The sequence below is a fragment of the Actinomadura macrotermitis genome (assembly GCF_009604375.1).
Taxonomy (GTDB): Bacteria; Actinomycetota; Actinomycetes; order Streptosporangiales; family Streptosporangiaceae; genus Spirillospora; species Spirillospora macrotermitis.
This window is the reverse complement of record NZ_WEGH01000006.1, coordinates 396,214-418,782: the sequence shown is the minus strand read 5'-3', so window position 1 is coordinate 418,782 and position 22,569 is coordinate 396,214. Positions and strand designations below refer to the sequence as shown.

General features: G+C 74.4%; 20 protein-coding genes. 9 read left to right on the top strand and 11 right to left on the bottom strand.

The window, feature by feature from the left end; all coding sequences use genetic code 11:
• Nucleotides 1–1,593: a hypothetical protein gene (locus ACRB68_RS38355; protein WP_153541573.1), complete on the top strand. Its 1,593-nt coding sequence runs from the start codon at nt 1–3 to the stop codon at nt 1,591–1,593.
• A 199-nt stretch (nt 1,594–1,792) separates the two neighbouring features.
• Nucleotides 1,793–2,938, top strand: a complete 1,146-nt coding sequence (locus tag ACRB68_RS38350) for a CaiB/BaiF CoA transferase family protein (protein WP_153541571.1) — start codon at nt 1,793–1,795, stop codon at nt 2,936–2,938.
• On the opposite strand, the gene ACRB68_RS38345 is transcribed toward ACRB68_RS38350, so the two are convergent.
• Nucleotides 2,935–4,359 carry an MFS transporter gene (locus tag ACRB68_RS38345; protein WP_153541569.1) on the bottom strand — a complete coding sequence of 475 codons (1,425 nt, stop codon included), beginning with the start codon at nt 4,357–4,359 and terminating at the stop codon, nt 2,935–2,937. The genes ACRB68_RS38350 and ACRB68_RS38345 overlap by 4 nt on opposite strands.
• Nucleotides 4,360–4,428: 69 nt before the next feature.
• Between ACRB68_RS38345 and ACRB68_RS38340 the strand changes: the two genes are divergently transcribed.
• Together ACRB68_RS38340 and ACRB68_RS38335 are read left to right on the top strand one after the other, a co-directional pair.
• The gene (locus ACRB68_RS38340) at nt 4,429–5,097 is read left to right on the top strand and encodes a TetR/AcrR family transcriptional regulator (protein WP_153541567.1); all 669 of its coding nucleotides are present in this window, start codon (nt 4,429–4,431) and stop codon (nt 5,095–5,097) included.
• 199 nt (nt 5,098–5,296) lie between these two features.
• Nucleotides 5,297–6,142 (top strand): esterase/lipase family protein, encoded by an 846-nt coding sequence (locus ACRB68_RS38335; RefSeq protein WP_153541565.1) that lies wholly within the window; start codon nt 5,297–5,299, stop codon nt 6,140–6,142.
• 42 nt (nt 6,143–6,184) lie between these two features.
• Here ACRB68_RS38335 and ACRB68_RS38330 read toward each other — a convergent pair whose 3' ends face one another.
• The 4 genes from ACRB68_RS38330 to ACRB68_RS38315 all read right to left on the bottom strand — a co-directional run bounded on the left by ACRB68_RS38330 (nt 6,185) and on the right by ACRB68_RS38315 (nt 9,342).
• Nucleotides 6,185–7,324, bottom strand: a complete 1,140-nt coding sequence (locus ACRB68_RS38330) for an acyl-CoA dehydrogenase family protein (RefSeq protein WP_153541564.1) — start codon at nt 7,322–7,324, stop codon at nt 6,185–6,187.
• Between the two features lie 70 nt (nt 7,325–7,394).
• Nucleotides 7,395–7,652 carry a hypothetical protein gene (locus ACRB68_RS38325; RefSeq protein ID WP_153541562.1) on the bottom strand — a complete coding sequence of 86 codons (258 nt, stop codon included), beginning with the start codon at nt 7,650–7,652 and terminating at the stop codon, nt 7,395–7,397.
• The gene (locus ACRB68_RS38320) at nt 7,645–8,178 is read right to left on the bottom strand and encodes an RNA polymerase sigma factor (protein WP_328595302.1); all 534 of its coding nucleotides are present in this window, start codon (nt 8,176–8,178) and stop codon (nt 7,645–7,647) included. The genes ACRB68_RS38325 and ACRB68_RS38320 overlap by 8 nt, the downstream gene beginning before the upstream one ends.
• Before the next feature lie 156 nt (nt 8,179–8,334).
• Nucleotides 8,335–9,342, bottom strand: a complete 1,008-nt coding sequence (locus ACRB68_RS38315; RefSeq protein WP_153541560.1) for an alcohol dehydrogenase catalytic domain-containing protein — start codon at nt 9,340–9,342, stop codon at nt 8,335–8,337.
• Nucleotides 9,343–9,436: 94 nt separating this feature from the next.
• Here ACRB68_RS38315 and ACRB68_RS38310 point away from each other — a divergent pair, with 94 nt between their 5' ends.
• Both ACRB68_RS38310 and ACRB68_RS38305 read left to right on the top strand, forming a co-directional pair.
• Complete coding sequence (locus ACRB68_RS38310) at nt 9,437–10,117, top strand: TetR/AcrR family transcriptional regulator (protein WP_328595301.1); 681 nt, start codon at nt 9,437–9,439, stop codon at nt 10,115–10,117.
• A 43-nt stretch (nt 10,118–10,160) separates the two neighbouring features.
• Nucleotides 10,161–10,925: a hypothetical protein gene (locus ACRB68_RS38305; RefSeq protein ID WP_153541558.1), complete on the top strand. Its 765-nt coding sequence runs from the start codon at nt 10,161–10,163 to the stop codon at nt 10,923–10,925.
• Here the strand turns inward: ACRB68_RS38305 and ACRB68_RS38300 are convergent.
• The 4 genes from ACRB68_RS38300 to ACRB68_RS38285 form a co-directional block, all read right to left on the bottom strand.
• Nucleotides 10,922–11,533, bottom strand: coding sequence for a DUF1707 SHOCT-like domain-containing protein (locus ACRB68_RS38300; RefSeq protein WP_235960898.1), 612 nt, complete (start codon nt 11,531–11,533; stop codon nt 10,922–10,924). The genes ACRB68_RS38305 and ACRB68_RS38300 overlap by 4 nt on opposite strands.
• A 9-nt stretch (nt 11,534–11,542) precedes the next feature.
• Nucleotides 11,543–13,828, bottom strand: coding sequence for an FdhF/YdeP family oxidoreductase (locus ACRB68_RS38295; protein ID WP_153541556.1), 2,286 nt, complete (start codon nt 13,826–13,828; stop codon nt 11,543–11,545).
• 70 nt (nt 13,829–13,898) lie between these two features.
• Nucleotides 13,899–16,187: an ATP-binding protein gene (locus ACRB68_RS38290; protein ID WP_153541554.1), complete on the bottom strand. Its 2,289-nt coding sequence runs from the start codon at nt 16,185–16,187 to the stop codon at nt 13,899–13,901.
• Between the two features lie 124 nt (nt 16,188–16,311).
• Entirely contained in the window at nt 16,312–17,223 is a 912-nt protein-coding gene (locus tag ACRB68_RS38285) for a TIGR03621 family F420-dependent LLM class oxidoreductase (RefSeq protein WP_153541552.1), read from the bottom strand.
• Between the two features lie 59 nt (nt 17,224–17,282).
• On the opposite strand from ACRB68_RS38285, the gene ACRB68_RS38280 reads away from it, so the two are divergent.
• Genes ACRB68_RS38280 through ACRB68_RS38270 form a run of 3 tightly spaced genes read left to right on the top strand, consistent with a single transcriptional unit; the run spans nt 17,283 to nt 20,283 of the window.
• A complete protein-coding gene (locus tag ACRB68_RS38280; RefSeq protein WP_194293608.1) occupies nt 17,283–18,080 on the top strand; it encodes a phytanoyl-CoA dioxygenase family protein in 798 nt (265 codons plus the stop codon).
• Entirely contained in the window at nt 18,077–19,048 is a 972-nt protein-coding gene (locus ACRB68_RS38275; protein WP_153541539.1) for a phosphotriesterase family protein, read from the top strand. The genes ACRB68_RS38280 and ACRB68_RS38275 overlap by 4 nt, the downstream gene beginning before the upstream one ends.
• A complete protein-coding gene (locus ACRB68_RS38270) occupies nt 19,045–20,283 on the top strand; it encodes a cytochrome P450 (RefSeq protein WP_153541537.1) in 1,239 nt (412 codons plus the stop codon). Before ACRB68_RS38275 ends, ACRB68_RS38270 begins: the two co-directional genes overlap by 4 nt.
• 14 nt (nt 20,284–20,297) lie before the next feature.
• Here the strand turns inward: ACRB68_RS38270 and ACRB68_RS38265 are convergent, their stop codons facing one another.
• Entirely contained in the window at nt 20,298–21,434 is a 1,137-nt protein-coding gene (locus tag ACRB68_RS38265; RefSeq protein WP_328595300.1) for a S1C family serine protease, read from the bottom strand.
• 142 nt (nt 21,435–21,576) lie between these two features.
• Nucleotides 21,577–22,557, bottom strand: coding sequence for a phosphotriesterase family protein (locus ACRB68_RS38260; protein WP_153541535.1), 981 nt, complete (start codon nt 22,555–22,557; stop codon nt 21,577–21,579).
• Nucleotides 22,558–22,569: the final 12 nt, after the last annotated feature.

The window sequence follows — 22,569 nt, the reverse complement described above, 5'->3', positions numbered from 1 at the left end:
ATGCCCGAACAGGTCACGACGGAGCCCGTGGCGGAGGCGCGTTACTGCGACCTCGTCTGGCTGGCGTATCTCGTCCTCCCGGGCAACGGGAAGCGCGTGTACCGGCTGGCGATCGCCCGGCGCATCGCCGACGGCGTCACCGCGCGCCGGTCCGGCGGCCCCGGCCGCCGCCGCACCCGGGTGCTGCGCAAGGCGATGCAGCCGTCCCGGCGGCTGCAGATCGGCCTCGGCCCGTGGCTGCGCGCGCTGCCGGCCCGGCTGCCCGACCAGGAGCTGACCGCCGCGCTGGCGCAGCTGGACCCGCAGGTGCGGGCCGCCTACGTGCTGCTGCGCATCATCGGGGAGTCGCGCTACCAGGTCCGCGACCAGCTCGCCGAGGCCGGCGTGCGGCGGCCGTGGCCGGTGATCGAGGCCGCCGAGGCCCTCCCGGTCATCGACACCGGCCGGCTGGAGCCGTTCGAGCCGGGCCGGATGCGGCCCGTCCGGCGCCGCTCGCCGATCCCGGTCGCCGCCGCCGGCGTGCTGACCGCGGGCCTGGTCGGCGCGCTGATCGTCACCGAGACCGACGGCTCGTTCCTCGGCGGCCGCACCGCGGCGGCCGGCCCGCGCCTGGACATGGCCGCGCCGGGCGCCTGGCGGTCGGGCGGGCGCGGCCTGGACGACTGGCCGGCGCGCGGCGACCTGGTCACCGACCGCGCCTTCACCCGCCGCGCCCTGCAGGCCTGGGCGTCCGCCGCCGGGACGCGGCGCCCCGGCCGGGCCGACCGCGCGCAGCTGCTGTTCGCGGGCCACGTCGACGGCACGCCCGTCGCGGTGCTGCGCAACGGCGACCGGATCGCCCGCTACAGCGGCGCCTCCGGCGCGCTGGAGGCCGCCGACGCGGGCGACGACGCCGCTGCGCCGGTCGCGCTCGGCGGCGACCACTACCTGCTCGCGCCCTGGGACACCGCCGCCGCGCTGCCCGGCGGGCGCGGGCTGCGGGTCTCGGACGGGATGACCGAGCCGGTCCCGCTCCGCAGCCGCTGCGGGCGCGGCCCGCTGATGGACGTCAAGAGCCCCGGCGGCACCCGGACCGTGGGCGCCCTCGGCGGCCCGCGCCCGGCCGTGCTCGGCTACCGCCCGCCCGGCCGCCGCGCCGCCGCCGCGGAGGTCCGCCCCGCCCGGCTGTCCTCCGCCGGGCGGCGGCTGTGGGGCCGGCTCGCCTGCGCCCTGCCGCAGGCCGCCCGGCCCGCCACCGAGGCCGTGGCCGCGGAGTTCTGGACGGGCACGCTGCCGCACGGCGGCCGGGCCGCGCGCTGGATCTGCACCCGCACCACGTTCCCGGGCGGCGGTGCGACGGGGGAGTCGGCGCTGCTCACCGGCCGGGACGCCTACTCCACCGGCGGCTGCGACGAGCGGCGGCCCGTCGCGGGCACCTGGTGGCGGTCCCCGGCCGGGCGCTGGTACTACATCGCCGCCGCCGGGCGCGGGCTCGCCCCCGACGCCGAAGGGGTGCGTTCGCCGGAAGTGACCAAGCGGCTTTTGGTCGCCGAGGCGCCGGATCCGAAGGTCCGCCCGGAAAATCAGGTGCGCCTGACCGCCCATTCCGGCTGAGGAATACGAGGGGGCCGCCGAATGGCCGCCCCCGCCGCATGATCGCCATTCCGATAAAGATCTCTGTGGATCCGGGCCGGGGCGCGCTCGGTCCCGGCGCCCCAGGGGGCGGGCCCGGTCAGCGGCCGCTTACCCAGGTCGGGCACACTAGGGGGGCACCGAACCAGGTTCAGTCAGGTTGGCGAGAGGGGTCGCAGGTATGGGCAAGGGTCCGCTGTCGGGAGTACGGGTGATCGAGCTGGCCGGGATCGGGCCGGGCCCGTTCGCGGCGATGCTGCTGGCCGACCTCGGCGCCGACGTGATCCGGGTGGACCGCGCCTCGGCGGTGCGGGGCGCCGGCGCGACCGGCGGCACCGACTTCACCAACCGCGGCAAGCGGTCGATCGCGATCGACCTGAAGAGCGAGGCGGGCAGGGAGGTCGTGCTCCGCCTGGTGGAGAAGGCCGACGTCCTGCTGGAGGGCTTCCGGCCCGGGGTGACCGAGCGGCTCGGCATCGGCCCGGACGACTGCCTGGCCCGCAACCCCGGGATCGTCTACGGCCGGATGACCGGCTGGGGCCAGCAGGGGCCGCTCGCGCAGAGCGCCGGCCACGACGTCGGCTACATCGCGATCACCGGCGCGCTGCACGCCATCGGCCGCGCGGGCGGCCCGCCGCAGATCCCGATGAACCTGCTCGGCGACTTCGCCGGCGGCAGCATGTACCTGGTCGTCGGCGTGCTGGCGGCGCTGCTGGAGTCCAGGGCCGGCGGGCGCGGCCAGGTGGTCGACGCCGCGATCGTGGACGGCACCGCGCACCTGTCGACGTTCATCCACGCCTTCCTCGCGGGCGGCCTCTGGCAGGACGAGCGCGGCGTCAACATGCTCGACTCCGGCGCCCCCTGGTACGACGTGTACGAGACCGCCGACGGGCGGCACATGGCGGTCGGCGCGATCGAGCCGCAGTTCTACGCCGAGTTCCTGCGCCGGATCGGCCTGGACGGCGAGGAGTTGCCCTCCCAGCACGACCGCGCCCGCTGGCCCGAGCTGCACGAGCGCTTCGCCGCCGCGTTCAAGGCGAGGACGCGCGACGAGTGGACCGAGGTGTTCCTGCCGAGCGACGCCTGCGTCGCGCCGGTCCTGTCGCTGAAGGAGGCGGCCGAGCACCCCTTCAACACCGCGCGGGACGTCTTCGTCGAGCGCGGGGGGCACCGCCAGCCCGCCCCGGCGCCGCGCTTCTCCCGCACCCCCGGTGAGACCGACGGCGTCCCGGTCCTGCCGGGCGGGCAGAGCCGGGACGTGCTGACCGACCTCGGCTTCGACGACGCCGACGAGCTGCTCGCCGGCGGCGCGGTCGTCCAGGGCTAGCCCGCCACCGGGGCCTTCTCCCCGGCCGGTGTTCCGGCCGCCGCCGCCCGGCGCGGCGGCCGGGGCAGCACGGTGACCGCGACGACCACCGCCACCAGGAACAGCGCGCCACCGATGCCGAGGCTGAGCGCGTAGCCGTCGTTCAGCGCCGCCGCCGAACCGCCCGCGCCGGTGCGCCCGGCGGCGACGGTCGCCAGGCCCGCGATCCCGACGGCCCCGCCGAGCTGCCGCGCGCTGCTCAGCACGCCCGACGCCATGCCCGCCTCGTGCGGGGCGACGCCGGTCGTCGCGGCCGCCGCGAGCGGGGCGAGGCAGAGGCCGATGCCGACGCTGCCGACCAGGGACGGGCCGAGCACGTCGGTGAGGAACCCGCCGTCCGGGCTGATCAGCGCGAACCAGCCGAGGCCCGCCGCCGCCAGCAGGCCGCCCGGCAGGAGCGCGGCGCGCGGGCCCCGGGCCGAGACGATCCGGGTGGCGAGGACGCTGCCCGCCACCACGCCCGCCGAGAACGGCAGGAACGCCGCGCCCGTGGCGGCGGCGCCCATGTGCAGCACCTGCTGCATGTACAGGGACACGAAGTAGAAGGCCGCGAACTGCCCGGCGGCCGCCAGGAAGACGAACACGTTCGCCCCCGCGACCCAGCGGCTGCGCAGCAGCCCGAGCCGTACCAGCGGCGCCTTCGCGCGCCGCTCGACGAGGACGAAGGCCGCCAGCAGGACGGCGGCGGCCGCGAGCGTGCCGAGGGTGGCGCCCGACGTCCAGCCGTACCGGTCGGTGCGCACGACGCCGAGGATGAGCAGCCCGGTCCCGGCGGTCGCGAGGACGGCGCCGGCCACGTCCAGCCGGGGCCGGGGGCCGGTGCGCGTGTCGGCGGGGACGCCGGCGGCGGCGAGCGCGAGCGCGGCCGCCGCGATCGGCAGGTTGACCAGCATCACCCAGCGCCAGCCGGCGTACTCCACCAGCAGCCCGCCCGCGAGGACGCCGAGCGCGCCGCCCGCCGCGTTCGCCGCGCTCCAGATCCCGAGCGCTCGCACCCGTGCCCGGCCCTCGAAGGTGACGGCGAGGGTGGCGAGCGCGGCGGGCGAGAACGCCGCCGCGGCCACGCCCTGCACGGCGCGGGCGGCGATGAGCTGGGCGGGGGACTGGGCGAGGCCGCCCGCCAGGGAGGCGAGGGCGAAGACGGCGAGGCCGCCGGTGAACAGGCGGCGGCGCCCGAACAGGTCGGCGGCGCGGCCGCCGAGCAGCAGCAGCCCGCCGAAGGCGAGCGCGTAGACGTGCACGACCCAGACGAGGTCGAGCGGGGCGAAGCCGAGGGCGGGGCGGATCGCGGGCAGGGCCACGTTCACCACGGACATGTCCAGGGCGGCCATGAACTGGGCCGCCGAGGCGGCCGCCAGCGCGGCCGACGATTTTTTGTACATGTAAGAAAAGTAGCGGCGCGGCACTTCGCTGTCGAGCCCCCTCCCGCCGGATGCGCGATGATGTGGGGCATGCCGAACCCGTCTTCGCAGCCCGGGCGCACCGGACGCCCGCCGAAGTTCTCCCGCGCCGAGATCCTGGCGGCGGCCCGGCGGGTGGTGGAGGCCGAGGGCGTGGAGCGGCTGACGATGCGCCGGCTCGCCCGGGAGGTCGGCAGCACCCCGATGGCGCTGTACCACCACGTCCGGGACAAGGAGGAGCTGCTCGTCCTGCTGCTGGACGACTACGCGGCGACCGCGGTCACCCGGCCGCCGCTGCCCGACGACCCGCGGGAGCGGATCGTCGTCGCCGCGACCGCGATGCACGACGCCGTGGCCGGCTGCGCGTGGGTCGTGGAGGCGCTCACCGCCGACGACGTGCTGGCCCGCTCGGCGCTCTGGTACACCGAGCAGATCGTGGACGCCGCCGTCGTGTGCGGCCTCACGCCCGAGCAGGCGGCGCACGCCTACCGGGCGATCTGGTACTACACGGTCGGCGAGGTCATCGTGCGGGCCGCCGCCGCGCGCCGCCGCGCGGACTCCGGCCGGCCGACCTACCGCGAGCGCGTCTTCGCGGAGATCGACCCGGCCGAGCTGCCCCGGCTCGCCTCGATGGCGGACCAATGGGGACCGGTCACCGCGGAAGGCACCTATGTCGAGGGTCTGCGCGCTCTGGTGAACGGACTGCTCGGGGGATTGTGACCTGGCTTACAAGCCGGGGCGGGCAAGTCGATGCCGGGCCGATAAGACGCGTGGTCGGTACGGGCTTACTTTGAGCACACCTCACGGAGCGGCGGACGGGTGACACCGGCCCGCCCCCCCGTCCCACCCCTACGGCGCTGACGCGCGGCCTCGGCGAGGCCGCGACGCGTGTTCGCCGTGCCCTCATGAAGGAGAGACCATGCGTCTCAGGCGACTTCGCTCCTGGGCCGTCATCGCCGCGGCACTGCCCGCCCTGATCGGGCTGACCGGCACCACCGCCCATGCCGAGACGGTCCCGGCCGGGGCCAACGACTGGAACTGCAGGCCCTCGTTCGCGCACCCGCGCCCGGTCGTCCTCGTCCACGGCACCTTCGAGAACATGGCCTTCAACTGGCAGAAGCTCTCGCCCGAGCTGAAGAAGGCCGGCTACTGCGTCTTCGCGCTGAACTACGGCGGCGCCAAGGACGCCCCGATCCAGGGCACCGGCGACATCCCGACGTCGGCGGGGGAGCTGTCGGCGTTCGTCGACAAGGTCCTCGCCGCCACCAAGACCGGCAAGGTCGACATCGTCGGGCACTCGCAGGGCGGCATGATGCCCCGCTACTACATGAAGTTCCTCGGCGGCGCGGCCAAGGTGAACAAGCTCGTCGGGATCGTGCCGTCCAACCACGGCACCACCGCGAGCGGCCTCGCCGCGCTCGGCAGCCTGCTCGGCATCACCCAGGCGGTGGTGCAAGCGGCGCCGGCGGCCGGGCAGCAGATCGTCGGCTCGGACTTCCTGAAGAAGCTGAACGCCGACGGCGACACCGTCCCCGGCCCGACCTACATCGTGCTCGCGACCAAGTACGACGAGGTCGTCACCCCCTACACCTCGGCGTTCCTGAACGGCTCCAACGCGCAGAACGTGCTGCTCCAGGACAAGTGCGCGGGCGACACCAACGCGCACGTCGGCATCGACTTCGACCCGGTCATGGTCAGGTTCGTGCTGAACTCGCTCGACATCTGGGGCCCGTACTGGCCCATCAACTGCGGCAGCCCGCTCTAACCGCCCGGGAGGGGGCGGCCCGCCCGCCCCCTCCGCCCGCCGCTACAGGCCGAGGCGCTTGGCGATGATCTCGTTCATGATCTCGTTGGTGCCGCCGCCGATGCCGAGGATGCGCGCGTCGCGGTAGTGGCGCTCGACCTCGGTCTCGCGCATGTAGCCCATCCCGCCGTGCAGCTGGACGGCCTCGTGCACCACGTGCTCGACCGCGTAGACCGCGGTGTTCTTGGCGTAGGCGGTCTCGGTCAGCACGTCCTCGCCCGCGATGTAGCGCTCGGCGACGGTGCGGGTGTAGGAGCGCGCGACGTCCACCTGCCGCGCCATCTCGGCGATCTTGTGGCGGACCAGCTGCCGCGACGACAGCGGCCGGCCGAACGTCTCGCGCTCGCGGACCCAGTCCAGGGTGAGGTCCAGGCAGCGCTGCGCCGTCGCGTACGCCTGGACGGCCAGCGACAGCCGCTCGGTGACGAAGTTCTGCACGATCTGCAGGAACCCGCTGTTCTCGGCGCCGACCAGGTTGGCCGCCGGGACGCGCACGTCGCTGAACGACAGCTCGGCGGTGTCGGAGCAGAGCCAGCCCATCTTGTCCAGCGCCCGCGACACCGTGAAGCCGGGCGTGCCCTTCTCCACCACCAGCAGCGAGATGCCGCCGAAGCCCGGTTCGCCGGTGCGCACGGCGGTGGTGACGAAGTCGGCGCGCACGCCCGAGGTGATGAACATCTTGGCGCCGTTGACGATGTAGGAGTCGCCGTCGCGCACCGCCGTGGTGCGGATGCCCGCCACGTCCGAGCCGGTGTCGGGCTCGGTGACGCCGAGCGCGCCGATCTTCTCGCCCGCCAGCGTCGGCCGCGCGAACCGCTCGACCAGCTCCTTGTCGCCCGCGGCGACCAGGTGCGGCAGCGCGATGCCGTGGGTGAACAGCGAGGCGACCACGCCGCCCGAGCCGCCCGCCTGGATCAGCTCCTCGGCGACGATCAGCGCGTCGATCGGGTCGCCGCCCGAGCCGCCGGCCTCCTCGGGGAAGCCGGCGCCGAGCAGGCCCGCCGCGGCGGCCTTGGCGTGCAGCTCGCGCGGCAGCTCCCCGGCGCGCTCCCACTCCGGCAGGAAGGGCACGATCTCCCGGGTGGTGAAGTCGCGCACCAGGGCGCGCAGCGCGGTGCGCTCGGGGGTGTTCCAAAGGCTCATCGCGGGCTCCTCGACGGGTCAGAACGAGATTCGGAATCTAACAGCTTCTGACCCGTCGGTCACCCGGCGCTTACCGCGCGGACCGGCTCACCGAGCACACGCCGTCCTCGCACGTCCGCTCCAGCCGCCCCCGGGACAGGGTCTCGGCCAGCCCCATGGCCCAGCACGTCGGGCAGCCGCGCAGCGCGACCAGGCCGAGGGGCGCCAGGACCAGGCTGACGACCCCGACGACCGGCAGGAGCGCGACCGCCCCGATCAGCGCGCCGAAGCCCACCGCGCCCCGGACCAGGTGCCGGGTCAGGGTGGCGCTCGCGTACGACTCAGCCATGGGACCCCTCCAGTGCCTCGTGGACGGCCGCCCGCGCCCGGTGCAGCCGCGACTTCATCGCGGGCAGGCTCAGCCCGAGCGCGGCGGCCGTCGTCCGCCCCGGGTACCCCTGCACGTCCCGCATGATCAGGACCTGCCGCTGGTCGGCGGGCAGCGCCGCGATCGCCGCCGCGACCCGCTCGGTCTCCAGCCGCCGGAGCACGTCCTCCTCCGCCGACGGCACGGGGGTGTGCACCGGCTCCGGGGGGTGCAGCGTCAGCCGCGCCCGCCGGACGCACTCGTTGCGCACGATCCGGAACATCCACGACGCCAGCGCGGCCGACGCCCGCAGCGTCCCGATCTTCCGGTACAGGATGATCAGCGCCTCCTGCGCCGCGTCCTCGGCGTCCTGCGGCGTCGCGCAGAGCGAGCGCGCGAACCGCTGCACGTGCGGGTGCGCGCCCGAGACCAGGGCGGTGATCGCCTCCAGGTCCCCCTGCTGCGCCCCGGCGATGAGCACGTCGCCGGGCCAGTCCCGCTCAGCCACGCGACCTGTCCCTCCGCCGCTTCAGGGTGATCGTGCACATGCAGACCAGAACCAACGCGCCCACCGCTATCGCCGCGATCGTCATGACAACCTCCATGGTCTCGCCCGGCGTGGCCGCCGGAACAGTCATAAGAGGCGTCCCGGTCCCGAAAGGATTCAGAACGCGATGACCGACCGGCCGCGCGCGGTCCCGTCCGCCATCGCGGCGAGCACGGCCGGCGCCTCGTCCAGGCCGATCGCGGTGACCTCGGGCACGATGCCATGGGCCGCCGCGAAGTCCAGGGTGTCGCGCAGGTCGTGCGGCGAGCCCGACGGCGACCCCATGATCCGGGCCCGGATGAGCACCAGGTCCTGCGGCGCGATCGTCAGGTCGCCGGCGCCGTAGCCGAGCATCTGCAGCGTCCCGTCCGGGCGCAGCCCGCCGAACGCGGCCTGCGCGGCGGAGGTGCTCGGCGCGGTGTTCATGATCAGGTCGGCGCCGCCCCAGCCGCGCAGTGCGGCGGCCGGGTCCTGCTCCTCGGTGGCGAAGAACGCCTCGGCGCCGAGCCGGCGCGCCTCCTCCTCGGCGCGCCGCGAGCGCGACACCACCGCGACCCGCGCCCCGATCGCGACGGCGAACCGCAGCGCCATCGTGCCGACGCCGCCGGTGCCGAGCACCGCGACCCGCGAGCCCGCCCCCGCGCCGCCCTGGCGCAGCCCGTTGAACGCGGTGATGCCCGCGCACATCAGCGGCGCCGCTGCGACCGGGTCCAGGCCCTCGGGGAGCGGGGTGACGAACCCGGCGCGGGCGACGAGGTACTCGGCGTACCCGCCGTCGACGGTGATGCCGGTGAACTGCCTGGTCCCGGTGCACAGCATCTGGTCGCCGCGCACGCAGTGGTCGCAGTGCCCGCAGGAGGAGTAAAGGAACTGCGCGCCGACGGGCGTGCCGACGGCGGGCCACTCCACGCCGGCGCCGAGCGCCGCGACGACGCCGCTCACCTCGTGGCCCGGCGTGACGGGGAAGCGGCCGAAGGGGTAGTGCCCGTGCAGCTGGTTGACCTCGGAGAAGCACATCCCGCAGGCGGTGACCTTGACCAGGACCTCGCCGGGGCCCGGCTCGGGCACCTCCCGCTCGACCAGGTCCAGGGGCTTGCCGGGGGCGTTCAGTACGGCGGCGCGCATGGCCCGCTCCTTCGTAATCATCGATACACACTGTCGTATATCGCCGATATAGCGACTGTAGCACCGTTCGCCCAAGAGCTGTAACATTGATTTCGTGACCACCAAGGACGCCGACACCCGGGACCGCATCCTGCGGGCCGCCGCCGATCTGCTCGCCGCCTCCGGGAGCGAGTCCGTGTCGACCCGCGCGGTCTGCGCCGCCGCCGGCGTCGGCGCGCCGGCGCTGTACCACCACTTCGGCGACAAGCAGGGCCTGCTGGACGCCGTCGCCGCGCTCGGATTCGAGCGGTACCTGGCGGACAAGCGCGCGCAGCCGCGCAGCGGCGACCCGGTCGAGGACCTGCGGCGCGGCTGGGACCTGCACGTGGAGTTCGGCCGTACCCACCCGGCCTTCTACGCCCTGATGTACGGCGGCGCGCGCAGGCCGCCGATCGCGGGGGAGGCGCACGAGATCCTGCTCGGCCTGGTCGGCCGCGTCGCGCGGGCGGGCCTGCTGCGCGTCCCGGTCGAGACGGCCGCCGCGATGATGCACGCCGCCGGCGTCGGCGTCACGCTCGCGGTCATCGCGGACCCGGACGGCGCCGGGGAGCTGTCGGAGCGCACCCGCGAGGCGGTCCTCGCCGCCCTCACCACCGGCGCCGCCGCGGACGGCGCGGGCGACGGGATCGCCGCGCGGGCGGTGGCGCTGCGCGCCGAGCTGGCCGCCGGGCCGCCCCCGGCGCTCAGCGCGCCCGAGGCGGCGCTGCTGGCCGAGTGGCTGGACCGGCTCGCCTGATATCGTCGCTATCAAGCAATCGCTTGGTTAGCGGGAGGCTCGCATGCGCCGTGGCATCTACCTGCTCGAAGAGGTGGAGTTCCACCCGATGAACTCCCGGCGGCCGCTGGAGTACCTGCGCTGGCTCACCGCCTACAAGCGGCAGGACGACGGGCGCGCCGCCGGCGCGCACGAGCTGACCGAGGGCATGTCGATCCGCTCCCGCGAGATCGACCTGGTCGGCGCCTTCTACGCCGTCGGCATCACCGGGCACCCGCAGTTCAAGGTGGTCACGCTGTGGGACTGCCACGGCGGCTGGGACGGCGGCTGGCGGCAGATGCTGGAGATCTACGACGACGTCCAGGCCAACCTGTTCCTGTCCGACATCGACGACCTGCGGCACGGCGCGTTCTCCCGCCCGCTCGGCGCCGCGCCCGGCTCCCCGGTCGTGGCGGACCTGCTCGCCGAGGGCTACGCGGCGCCGCTCTACCTGTTCGAGAGCGCCACGGTCCGGCCCGGCGCCGCGCTGGACTACCTGGAGGCCGTGCGCACCGAGCGGGCCCCCGTGCTGGCCGAACACGGCCACCGGCTCGTCGGCTCCTACGAGGTGCAGTTCTGCGACACCGAGGTCGTCACGCTGTGGGGGACCGGCATCGACGCGCACCTGGCCGTGCAGCGGGCCCGCGACGCCGCGCTCGGCCTGGACGACGAGGCCGCGCCCGACCACCGCCTGCTGACCTGGCGCAAGCGGGCCCGCGACTTCCTGGACGGCCCCTGGCGCGAGACCCTGCTCAGCCCCTACCCCGGCAGCAAGATGGCGCCTCGCTAGGAGCCGCCCTTGCGGAGTCTGCGCTGCTTGCGGGCCTTGCGCTTGGTGTCGACGCCGCCCCAGAACGCGAAGCCGGTGACGGTCACCTTCGGCGCGCCGGCGGCGCCCGGGCCGCTGGCGCGGTGCGGGAAGCCGCCCATGATGCCGATGCCCTTGACGTGCACGGTCATGTCGTCGGCGGCGATGATCTCGATGCCGCCCATGATGGCGAAGGCGCGGATGCGCACCTCGCCCCGCTGGAACCGGGCGTCCCGCAGGTCGATCTTGCCGCCGCCCCAGAACGAGAACGCGGTGAACGCCGGCGGCACCGACCACTCGCCCTGGCGGTGGAACTCGCCGAGCACGCCGACGCCGGTGGACCAGGACGGCAGGTCGCCGGCCGGGGCGCCGGGCGGCGGGACGTACGGCACGGCGTGCGCGGACCCGGTCGCCGGCAGGTCGCTGGTGATCGGCTCCAGTTCGGCGTAGGTCTTGGCCGCGTAGACCGCCTCCAGCCGCTCCTCCAGTTCGTCCAGATCGAGCCGGCCGTCGCCCGCGGCGTCCCGCAGGATCGCGGCGACCCGGTCGCGATCGGCGTCGGAGGCGCGCATTTCGGGCAGGTTCGTCATGGCCCGAGCCTAACCTTCCGACGGCGGCTCCAGGCGGATCACCACCGACTTGGACACCGGGGTGTTACTGACCTCGGCGGTGCTGTCGAGCGGCACCAGCACGTTGGTCTCGGGGAAGTACGCCGCCGCGCAGCCGCGTGCCGTCGGGTAGGCCACGACGCGGAAACCGGGCGCGCGGCGCTCGGTGCCGTCGGTCCACTCCGACACCAGGTCCACCATGGCCCCGTCGGCGATGTCCAGGCCGGCGAGGTCGCCGGGGTTGACGAACACGACGCGGCGGCCGGCCTTGATGCCGCGGTAGCGGTCGTCGAGCCCGTAGATCGTGGTGTTGTACTGGTCGTGGCTGCGCACGGTCTGCAGCAGCAGCCGTCCCGGCGGGACCCGCAGCACCTCCAGCGGGTTGACGGTGAGGTTGGCCTTGCCGGTGGCGGTGGGGAAGCGGCGCTCGTCGCGCGGCGCGTGCGGCAGGGTGAACCCGCCGGGCTCGCGGACGCGCGCGTTGTAGCCGGCGAAACCGGGCACGACCCGGGCGACGTGGTCGCGGACGACGTCGTAGTCGTCGGCCATCGCGGCCCAGTCGGTCTTGCTGCCGGGCAGCGTGGCGCGGGCGAGGTCGCAGACGATCGCGACCTCCGAGCGCAGGCTCGGGGCGGCGGGGGCGAGCCGGCCGCGCGAGGCGTGCACCATGCCCATCGAGTCCTCGACGGACACGAACTGCTCCCGCCCGGCGCGCACGTCGCGCTCGGTGCGGCCGAGCGTCGGCAGGATCAGGGCCTGCTCGCCGGTGACGGCGTGCGAACGGTTCAGCTTGGTCGACACCTGCACGGTGAGACGGCAGTTGCGCATCGCGGCCTCGGTGACGGCCGAGTCGGGAGTGGCGCGCACGAAGTTGCCGCCCATCGCGAAGAACACCTTGGCGGCGCCGTCGCGCATCGCGCGGATCGCGTCGACGGTGTCCAGGCCGTGCTCGCGCGGCGGCTCGAACCCGAACTCGGCGGCGAGCGCGTCCAGGAACGCCTGGGAGGGCTTCTCATAGATGCCCATCGTGCGGTCGCCCTGCACGTTGGAGTGGCCGCGCACCGGGCAGACGCCCGCGCCGGGACGGCCGATGTTGCCGCGCAGCAGCAGGAAGTTGACGACCTCGCGGATCGTGGCGACGGCGTTGCGGTGCTGGGTGAGGCCCATCGCCCAGCACACCACGATCTTCTCGGCGGCCAGCACGTCGCCGAGCGTGGCGGCGATCTCGCCCCGGGTGAGGCCGGTCGCCTCCAGCACCAGGTCCCAGTCCAGCGCGCGGACGTGCTCCTCGAACGCGGCGAATCCGGCGGTGTGCTCGTCCAGGAACCCGCGGTCGATCGCGCCGGGCGCGTCGGACTCCAGCAGCAGCCGGTTGAGGGCCTGGAACAGCGCGAGGTCGCCGTTCAGCCGGATCTGCAGGAACCGGTCGGCGAGGCCGGTGCCGTGCCCGATCACCCCGGACGGCTTCTGCGGGTTCTTGAACCGCATCAGCCCCGCCTCGGGCAGCGGGTTGACCGCGACGATCCGGGCGCCGGCCTTCTTGGCCTCCTCCAGCGCCGACAGCATGCGCGGGTGGTTGGTGCCGGGGTTCTGCCCCACCACGAAGATCAGGTCGGCCCGGTGCAGGTCCTCCAGCAGCACCGAGCCCTTGCCGATGCCGATGGTCTCGGTCAGCGCCGACCCCGACGACTCGTGGCACATGTTGCTGCAGTCGGGCAGGTTGTTGGTGCCGAACTCGCGGACGAACAGCTGGTAGGCGAACGCGGCCTCGTTGCTGGTGCGGCCCGAGGTGTAGAAGACGGCCTCGTCGGGGGAGTCCAGCCGGTTCAGCTCGGCCGCGACCAGGCCGAGCGCCTCGTCCCACGACACCGGCTCGTAGTGGCGCGACCCGGGGCGCAGGATCATCGGCTCGGTGAGGCGGCCCTGCTGGCCGAGCCAGTGGTCGCTGCGCTCGCCGAGCTCGTCCACGGTGTGCGCGGCGAAGAACCCGCGGGTGACGCGCCGGGTGGTGGCCTCCTCGGCGACGGCCTTGGCGCCGTTCTCGCAGAACTCCGCGACGTGCCGCTTGCCGCCCTCGGGCCACGCGCAGCCGGGGCAGTCGAAGCCCTGTCTCTGGTTGACGCGCAGCAGCGTCAGCGCGGTGCGGCGCGCGCCCATCTGGTCGTAGGACTGGCGCAGCGCCGCGGTGACGCCGGGCACGCCCGCCGCCCACTCCTTGGGCTCGGACACCTCCATGCCCGAGTCGTCGACATCCTCGCGCGGCGCTTTGCGGCCCATCGTTCCCACCCTCGTTACCTGTGCGGACGTGCTCCTTCCACTCTCGCACGCCCGCACGGCGGTGGCACCGTCACGACGCGGTGCGCGACCGCCGCCGCGACCAGGCGGCGATCTCGGTGCGCGACGCGACGCCGAGCTTGGCCATGATGTGCTCGATGTGGGAGTCGACGGTGCGCTTGGCGATGGTCAGCCGCCCGGCGATGTCGCGGTTGGTGAGCCCCTCGGCGACCAGCTCGGCGACCTGCCGCTCGCGGCGGGTGAGCGGCTGCGGCGCGGTGTCGGTGAGCCGCCGGGGCAGCATGGTGTCGGCGCGGCGGGCGAGCACCACGGCCTGCTCGACGGTGAGCTCGGCGCCGCGGGCGACGGCGGCCTGGTAGGCGGCCGGGGACATGCCCTCGCGGTTGGCGGTGCGCACCATCTCCTGGATCTCCAGGTAGTCGGGGCCGAGCTGGACGGGCGCGCCGAGGCTGCGCCAGTACTCCAGGGTGGCGCCGTCCAGCAGCGCGCCGCGCTCGAACTCGCCCATCGACACCAGGCAGCCCTTGACCAGGTCGAGCAGCACGGTGATGCCGAACAGGTCGCCGTAGGTCTCGCGGATGGCCAGGGCCTCCAGGGAGTCGGCGAGGGCCCGCTCGATCTCGCCCTTCAGCCAGTACGCCCCGGCCCGCACGTACAGGGTGAACGTCTCGCTCCACAGGTCGCCGTGCGCGCGGCAGATCCGCAGGCCCTCCTCGCACACCTCCAGCGCCCGGTCGGGTTCGCGGGCGAACTCGAACACGCAGCCGAGCAGCATGAAGTTGCCGAGCGCGTAGGAGTCGGGGTAGCCGATCTCGGCGAAGACCGCGCCGGCCTTCTCGTGCAGCCGGATCGCGCTCGGCACGTCGCCCTGCAGCAGCGCGATCCGGGCCCGGGTCTGCATGATGTGCCCGGCGAGCGCCTCGTCGCCGTAGCGGTCGGCCGCCTCCTGCGCCTCGTCCAGCAGCGGCGCGGCGTCGTCGGCGTCGCCCTGCAGCGTGGCGAACAGCGCGGCGCCGTGCGCGGCCCAGCCGCGCTCGGGGCACGGCTCGGGCGCGGCGGCGAGGGCCCGGCGGCACCAGACGCGGGGCTCGCCGAGCAGCCCGAGCATCATCCAGTACGGCCACAGGCGCGCGGTCAGCCGCAGCCCGGCGCGCTCCTGGCCGGGCGTGGCGAGCGCGTGGTCGAAGGCGACGCGCAGGTTGGCGCTCTCGGCGCGCAGCCCCTGCAGCACCGGGATCTGCCGGTCGCCGGTCGCGGTGCGCATCGCCTGCGCGGCGAGCGCGAAGTAGTGCTCCTGGTGGCGGCCGCGCAGCGCGGCGCCCTCGCCGAGCTCCTCCAGCCGCTCGGCGCCGTACTCGCGGATCGCGTCCAGCATCCGGTACCGGTCGCCGTTCTCCTCCCACACCACGATCGACTTCTCCACCAGCCGGCCGAGCGTGCCGACGGTGTCGCCGCCGCAGATCCGGTCGGCGGCGGTGAGGTCGAACGTGCCGGGGAACACCGACAGCCGCGCCCACAGCCGCTTCTCCTCGCCCGTGCACAGTTCGTGGCTCCACTCGACGGCGGCGCGCAGCGTCTGGTGCCGGTCGTGGCCGCGGCGGGCGCCGCCGAGCAGCCGGAACCGGTCGTCCAGCCGCTGGTCCAGCTGCTCGATCGACATGGTGCGCAGCCGGACGGCGGCCAGCTCGATGGCGAGCGGCAGCCCGTCCAGCCGGCGGCAGAGGCCGGCGACCAGCTCCCGGTTGGCGGCGGTGACGGCGAACGCGGGCGCCATCGCCTCGGCGCGGTCGGCGAACAGCCGGACCGAGTCGGGGTCACCGAGCGGCGGCACCGCCACGACGTGCTCGCCGATGACGTTCAGCGGCTCGCGGCTGGTGGTGAGCACGCGCAGCTCGGGGGCGGCGCGCAGCAGCGCCTCGGCGAGCTCGGCGCAGCCGTCGACCAGGTGCTCGCAGGTGTCCAGCACCAGCAGCGCGCGCCGCCGGGCCAGATGGTCGGCGATCAGCTCCAGCGGCTCGACGGCGGCCAGGTCGGGCAGCCGCAGCGCGTCGGCGACGGTGCGGGTGAGCAGGTCGGGGCGGCGCAGCGCGGACAGCTCGACGAACCAGGCGCCGCCGGGGTAGGCGCCGCGCATCAGCGTCGCGGCGCGCAGCGCGAGCCGGCTCTTGCCGACCCCGCCGACGCCGGTCAGCGTCACCAGCCGGGAGCGGCGCAGCGCCTCGGCCAGCTCGTCGAGTTCCATGGCGCGGCCGACGAACGCGGTGAGCTCGGCGGGCAGCGATCCGGACTGACCGGTGGACTGGCCAGCGGTGCTCTGACCGGTGGTGGACTGGACGGTCATGTTCCCTCCCGGGGGGCGATCCGGGCGGCGGCCGGCGTTGTCGTCGCGCGCGCCTTCCGGCTCGTAGGGCCACCCCGATGGTACGCCGAGTACACGTAAGATCACCGGCGGTATGCAGATCTTGTCAGCTACCGGCCAGTTCCGTGACGGCAGGGGCGAACGCGTCCAGGTCCTCCTCGTGGTGCAGCACGAAGTAGGAGAGGCCGAGTTCGGCGCGCCAGTGCCGGATCCGGTCCGCGATCTCGGCGGGGCCGCCGGGCAGCACCTGCGGGGTGCCGTCCTGCGCGGCCGGCGCGGCGGCGCTCCAGGGGGCGGTGCTCCGCGCGTCGCCGGCCCGCAGGATCGAGGTGCCGAGTTCGATCTCGGGGAAGCGGTCGCCGGCGGCCTCCCGGAGGATCTCGATTTTGCGGCGGAACGCGTCCGGGCCGCCGTCGGCGGTGTCGGGGCCGGTGCCGTCCGCGCGCACCCGCAGGGTGAGGTTGACGATGTCGGCCTCGCGCGCGGCGAGCCGCAGCATGCGCGGGCCGCCGCCGCCCAGCATCAGCCGGGGCCCGGGGCGCTGCACCGGCAGCGGCTCCTGCTCCAGCCCGTCGATGCGGTAGTGCTCGCCGGTGAACGAGAACGGGCCGCCGCGCCACAGGCCCTTCAGTACGGCGATCGCCTCGGCGAGCCGGTCGACGCGGACGCCGGGCGGGTCGAGGGCGAGCCCGGCGCGGTGGTAGTCGTGCGCCATCCAGCCGGTGCCGAGGCCGAACTCCAGCCGCCCGTCCGACAGCACGTCCAGTGACGCGGCCTCCTTGGCCAGCACCGCCGGGTGCCGGAAGTCGTTGGCGAACACCAGCGTGCCTACTTTCAGGCGGGTGGTCGCGCAGGCCGCGGCCGTCATCGCGGCGAGCGGCGCGAAGCGCGGGCCGACCAGGTGGTCGGGGACGAGCAGCGCGTCGAAGCCGGCGTCCTCCAGGCGGCGCGCCTTGGCGGCCCAGTCGCGGCCGGTGGCGGCGGAGCGGAGCACGGCGGCGAAGCGGAACGGTCGCATGGGCGGAGCGTATAACAAGCGCTTGCTACATGACCGGTCCCGGCGTTACCGTCACGGCCATGGGCATTTCGATCCCGCAGGCCCCCGTGCGCGCCGTCACCGAGGACGAGATCGCCGCCTTCCGCGCCCGGGGCTGGGCCCGGCTGCCCGGCCTGGTCGGCGCGGACTTCGTCGCCGACCTGCGCGAACGCGCCCTGGAACGGCTCGGCGAACAGCGGGAGCGGTTCCGCAACGGCCTGGTCGACCAGGCGTTCGGGCAGGATCGCGACATCGCCCGCCACGACGAGGCCTTCGCCGCGCTCGCCCTCTCGCCGCGCCTCGCCCACAACGTCACCCGGCTGCTGGTCGGGGTCGGCGCCGTCCGCCTCCAGGTGACGAACCTGCTGGTCAAGGAGCCCGCGGACGGCAACCGGCACGGGGAGACGGTCTTCCACCAGGACTTCCCGTGGATGCCGATGGACCGCGCGTCGATGCTCACGGTCTGGCTGGCGCTCGACGACGTCCCCGCCGACATGGGCGCGCTGCGCTTCTACGACCGCTCGCACCGGTACGGGCCGCTCGGCCGCAGCTTCGTCCGCGAGGACGACGACGCGCTCACCCGGCACCCCTGGCTGGAGACCCTCGCGCTGTCGGAGCCGTCCGACCTGGCGGCGGGCGACGCGACCGTGCACCACAGCCTGGTCGTGCACGGCGCCCCGGCCAACCGCCGCGACCGGCCGCGGCTGTCGTTCACCGCCACCTATTTCGACGCCGAGACCCTCTACACCGGCGCCCCCTACGGCCAGACCGACGGCCTCGGCCTGACGGTGAACGAGCCGTTCGACCACCCGTGCTTCCCCCTGGTGCCGACCGCATGACGGCCGTCCAGACGCTGCGCGGGCCGATCGCCGACCCCGGCGCCACCCTCATGCACGAGCACGTCTTCGGCCTGTCCCCGGAGATCCTGTGGAACTGGCCCGACATCCCCGAGGGCTGGGACCTGGAGGAGCGCGCCCGCGAGGCGGCCGGGAAGCTGAACGAGCTGAAGGCCGCCGGGATCGACACGATCGTGGACCTCACCGTGATCGGCCTCGGCCGCTACGTCCCGGCCGTGCAGCGGGTCGCCGAGCAGACCGGGATCAACATCGTCGCGGCGACCGGCCTGTACACCTACGACGCGCTGCCGGCCTACTTCGGCAACCGGGGCCCCGGCAGCCTGTTCGGCGGCCCGGACCGGCTCGCGGAGTTCTTCGTCCGCGACATCACCGAGGGCATCGGCCGCACCGGCGTCAAGGCGGGCATGCTGAAGTGCGCGACCGGCCGCCAGGGGATCACGCCGGGCGTGGAGCGGGTGATCCGGGCGGTCGCGCGGGCGCACCGCGAGACCGGCGTGCCGATCACCACGCACAGCGAGTCCGCCACGCGGAACGGCCTGGACCAGCAGGAACTCCTGGCCGAGGAGGGCGTGGACCTGTCCCGCGTCGTCATCGGCCACGCGGGCGACTCCACCGATCTGGACTACCTGGAGGAGCTCATCGCGGGCGGCTCCTACCTCGGCATGGACCGCTTCGGCATCGAGTTCTGCTCATTCGAAGACCGCGTCGCCACCGTAGTCGCGCTCTGCGAGCGCGGCTACGCCGACCGGATGGTGCTGTCGCACGACTCCTACTGCTTCAACGACCGCTTCGACCCCGCGGTGGTGAAGCGGCGGCACCCGAACTACCACCTGCTGCACATCTCCCGCGACGTGCTGCCCGCGCTGCGCGCCGCCGGGGTCACCGAGGCGCAGATCGAGCGGATGCTCGTCGGCAACCCGCGCCGCATCCTCACCGGAGGCCGCCCATGACCGGGCCGGAGACCGCCGCCGACTTCGACGTCACCGCCGATTGGCACGTGGCGAACCCCTACCCGTTCCTGCGCCGGCTGCGCCATGAGCAGCCGGTGTTCTGGAGTGATCACCTGCGGATGTGGGTGCTGACCAGGCACGACGACGTGCGCGCCGCCTACCGCGACCACGGGCTGTTCTCCAGCGTCGGCTCCCTGACGATCTCCCGGACGCTGACCGCCGAGGTCAAGGGCATGCTCGGCGAGCACCGCTCGTTCCTGGACGACTTCGCCGCCAACGTCGACCCGCCCAAGCACACCCGGATGCGCCGCGCGATCTCCCGCGCGTTCACCCCGCGCGCCGTCGAGCGCCTCGGCGACGCGTTCGGCGGCCAGGTCGACGCGGTGCTGGACGACGTCGTCCCGCGCGGCCGCGCCGACTTCGCCGCCGAGATCGCGCACCTGCCCTCCGCGCGTCTGGCCGCGGTGTTCATCGGCGTCCCGCCCGAGGACGAGGAGCGGGTCAAGCGCTGGGTGCTGTCGTGGTTCCAGCTGTTCCTGTCGCCGCAGCCGCCCGGACGCCAGCGCGAGCTGGCCCAGGACTTCCTGAAGTACCTCGACTACGTCGACCGGCTGGTCACCGAGCGGCGCGCCGATCCGCGCGCCGACTTCGTGTCGATGATGGCCGGGCTGATCGACAGCGGCCCGGACGGGCTGTCGCACCGCGAGGTGGTGGAGACGATCAGCGCGCTGCTGCTCGGCGGCAACGACACCGTCCCGAACGCGCTGTCCAACGCCGTGCACCGGCTGACGCGCGAGCGGGCGGTGTGGGAGGAGGTCGTCGCCGAGCCCGCGCTGATCCCGGGGATGATCGAGGAGAGCCTGCGCATCGACGGCGCGAGCCTCGGCAGCTTCCGCACCGCGACCCGCGACGTCGTCCTGCACGGGACGAGGGTCCCGGCGGGCGCGCAGGTGCTGCTGCACGCCGACTCCGCCGGGCACGACGAGACCGTCTTCCCCGACCCCGAGTGCTTCGACGTGCGCCGCGCCAACGCCCGCGACCACCTGGTCTTCGGGCACGGCGTGCACCACTGCGTCGGCGCCGCGCTCAGCCGGCTGAAGATGCGGATCGCGTTCGAGCGGCTGGCGGAGCGGATGCCGGGCCTGCGCGCCGCACCTGGCCCGCCGCCCGTGCACCGGCGCAGCCTGGTCGGCCGCGGCCTGGTCGCGCTGCCCGTCGAGTGGGACGTGCCTTGACCACGGGGCGGTGACTACTGGGCCGGCCCGTCGGCCAGGCGCACCTGGGCCGCGCGGCTCTGCCCGTCCGCGGTGCGCCACTCCAGCCGGACGACGTCGCCGGGATGGTGGGCGAGCATCAGCTCGGTGAGCCGGGTGGGGGAGTCGACCGGCTGCCCGTCCATGGCCGTGATGACCGCGCCCGCCCGCACCCCGGCGTCCGCCGCGGGCGCGTCGGGCACCACCATGGCGACCTGCGCGCCGCCCGCCGGAGCGGCGCCCGTGCCGCCTGCGCCGGGGGTGGCGCCCGCGGCGGCGACCGCGCGGACCTGCACGCCGAGCATCGCGGTGCGGCCGATGTGGACCGTCGCGGACGCCTCGCCCCGCTTGATCTTCGCGGCGACCTCCAGCGCCCGCGCGGCCGGGATCGCGTACCCGCGGTGCACCGCGCCCTTCTGCTTCATCTCGAAGTTGCCCGACGCGGCGGTGTTGATGCCGATCACCTTGCCGTCGGTGTCCAGCAGCGGGCCGCCGGAGTCGCCGGGCTTGATCGGCGCGCTGGTCTCGATGAGGCCGGTCAGCCGCTCGGTCCCGCCGTCGCTCTGGTCCCGCGCGGTGACCGTCTGCTCCAGCGCGGTGACCCGGCCGGTGACCACCGCGGGCGTGCCGCCCTTGCCGCCCGCGTTGCCGACGGCGGTGACCGGGTCGGCGATCCGCACGTCCGCCGAGTCGCCGAACGCCGCGGGCTTCAGCCCGGCCGCGCCGGTCAGCCGGATCACCGCCAGGTCGCCGGACTTGTCGTAGCCGACGACCTCGGCGGAGTAGGCGCGCCGGTTGTCGGTGTCGGTCCCGGTGATGGCGGTCGCGCCCTGGATGACGTGGTTGTTGGTCAGCACCAGCCCGGACGGCTCCAGCACGATCCCGGTGCCCGCCGAGCGCAGCCCGCGCAGCCCCTGCTCGGTCTCGATGTTGACCACGCCGGGCCGCCGCCCGCTCGGCCTGGCGGTGGCGCGGGTGCTGGTCGGCAGCGGCGGCGCGGCGGCCGTCTCGCCCTCGCCGCCGCCGAGCAGCGGGCGGCCGAACAGGAACGCGCCGACGGCCACCAGCAGGGTGAGCAGGAGCAGCACGGTCCCCGCCCCCGAACCCTGCCGGTCGTCGTGGGTCTGGTTCACCGGACGCGTCCTCCTCCGCTCCCGCGCGGCGGACGACGCCGCGCAGGATGATCCTCAGTGGCGGCGGGCTCCGGCGTCACCATCCCAGACTTGCTCCAGCGGGTACGACAAAGACCCCCGGATCAGCATAGAGGGGATCATGTCAGCCGGTAGTGAAGTAACGACGAGGGTTGTCCACCAGCATCTGGTCCAGCTGCGCGTCGCTCACGCCCAGCTCGCGCAGCGCGGGCAGGACGTCGTCGCCGATGTGCCGGTAGTTCCAGTTCGGCGCCATCGCCCGCAGCATCTCCGGGTCGGGCCCGAACCAGTCCATGTAGCAGCTGGCGTCGTGGCTCAGCACCATCCGGTCGGTGTAGCCGCGCTCGCAGAGGGCCGCGATCGTGGCGATCCGGCTCGCGGTCGGGTTCAGCAGGTCCAGGCCGAACCGGTCCATCCCGAGGATCGCGCCGGTGTCGGCGAGCTCCATCAGGTAGTCCAGGTCGTTGCTGTCGCCGGCGTGCCCGATGACGACCTTGGACAGGTCCACGCCCTCCTTGCCGAGCAGGTCCACCACGATCCGCCCGGTGTGCGCCGCGCTGTCGGTGTGCACGGTGAGCGGCGCGCCGGTCTCGCGGTGCGCGGCGGCGACGGCGCGCAGGATGCGCTCGACGCCGGGGGTGAGGCCGGGCGCGTCGATCGCGCACTTCAGGAACGCCGCCTTGACGCCGGTCTCGCCGATGCCCTCGGTGAGGTCGCGGACGAAGTCGGCGACCATCGGGTCCGGGCCGCCGAGCAGCGTGCCGGGGCCCCGGTAGTGGAACTGGAAGGGCACGTCGTTGTAGGAGTAGATCCCGGTCGCGACGATGATGTTCAGCTCGGGCACCTGCCCGGCGATCCGCGCGATGCGCGGGATGTAGCGGCCGAGGCCCCACACGGTCGGGTCGGCGATCGTCCGCACGCCCCGCTCGACCAGCTCGCGCAGCTTGACGACGGCGTCGGCGGTCCGCTCCTCCTCGTCCCACCAGGCGCCCGCGCCGTAGTTCTGCACGTGCTCGGTGCTCAGCACGAAGACGTGCTCGTGCATGTAGGTGCGGCCGAGGTCGTCGACGTCGACGGGGCCGCGGGCGGTCTCGACTGCGGGCATCAGGGGCTCCTC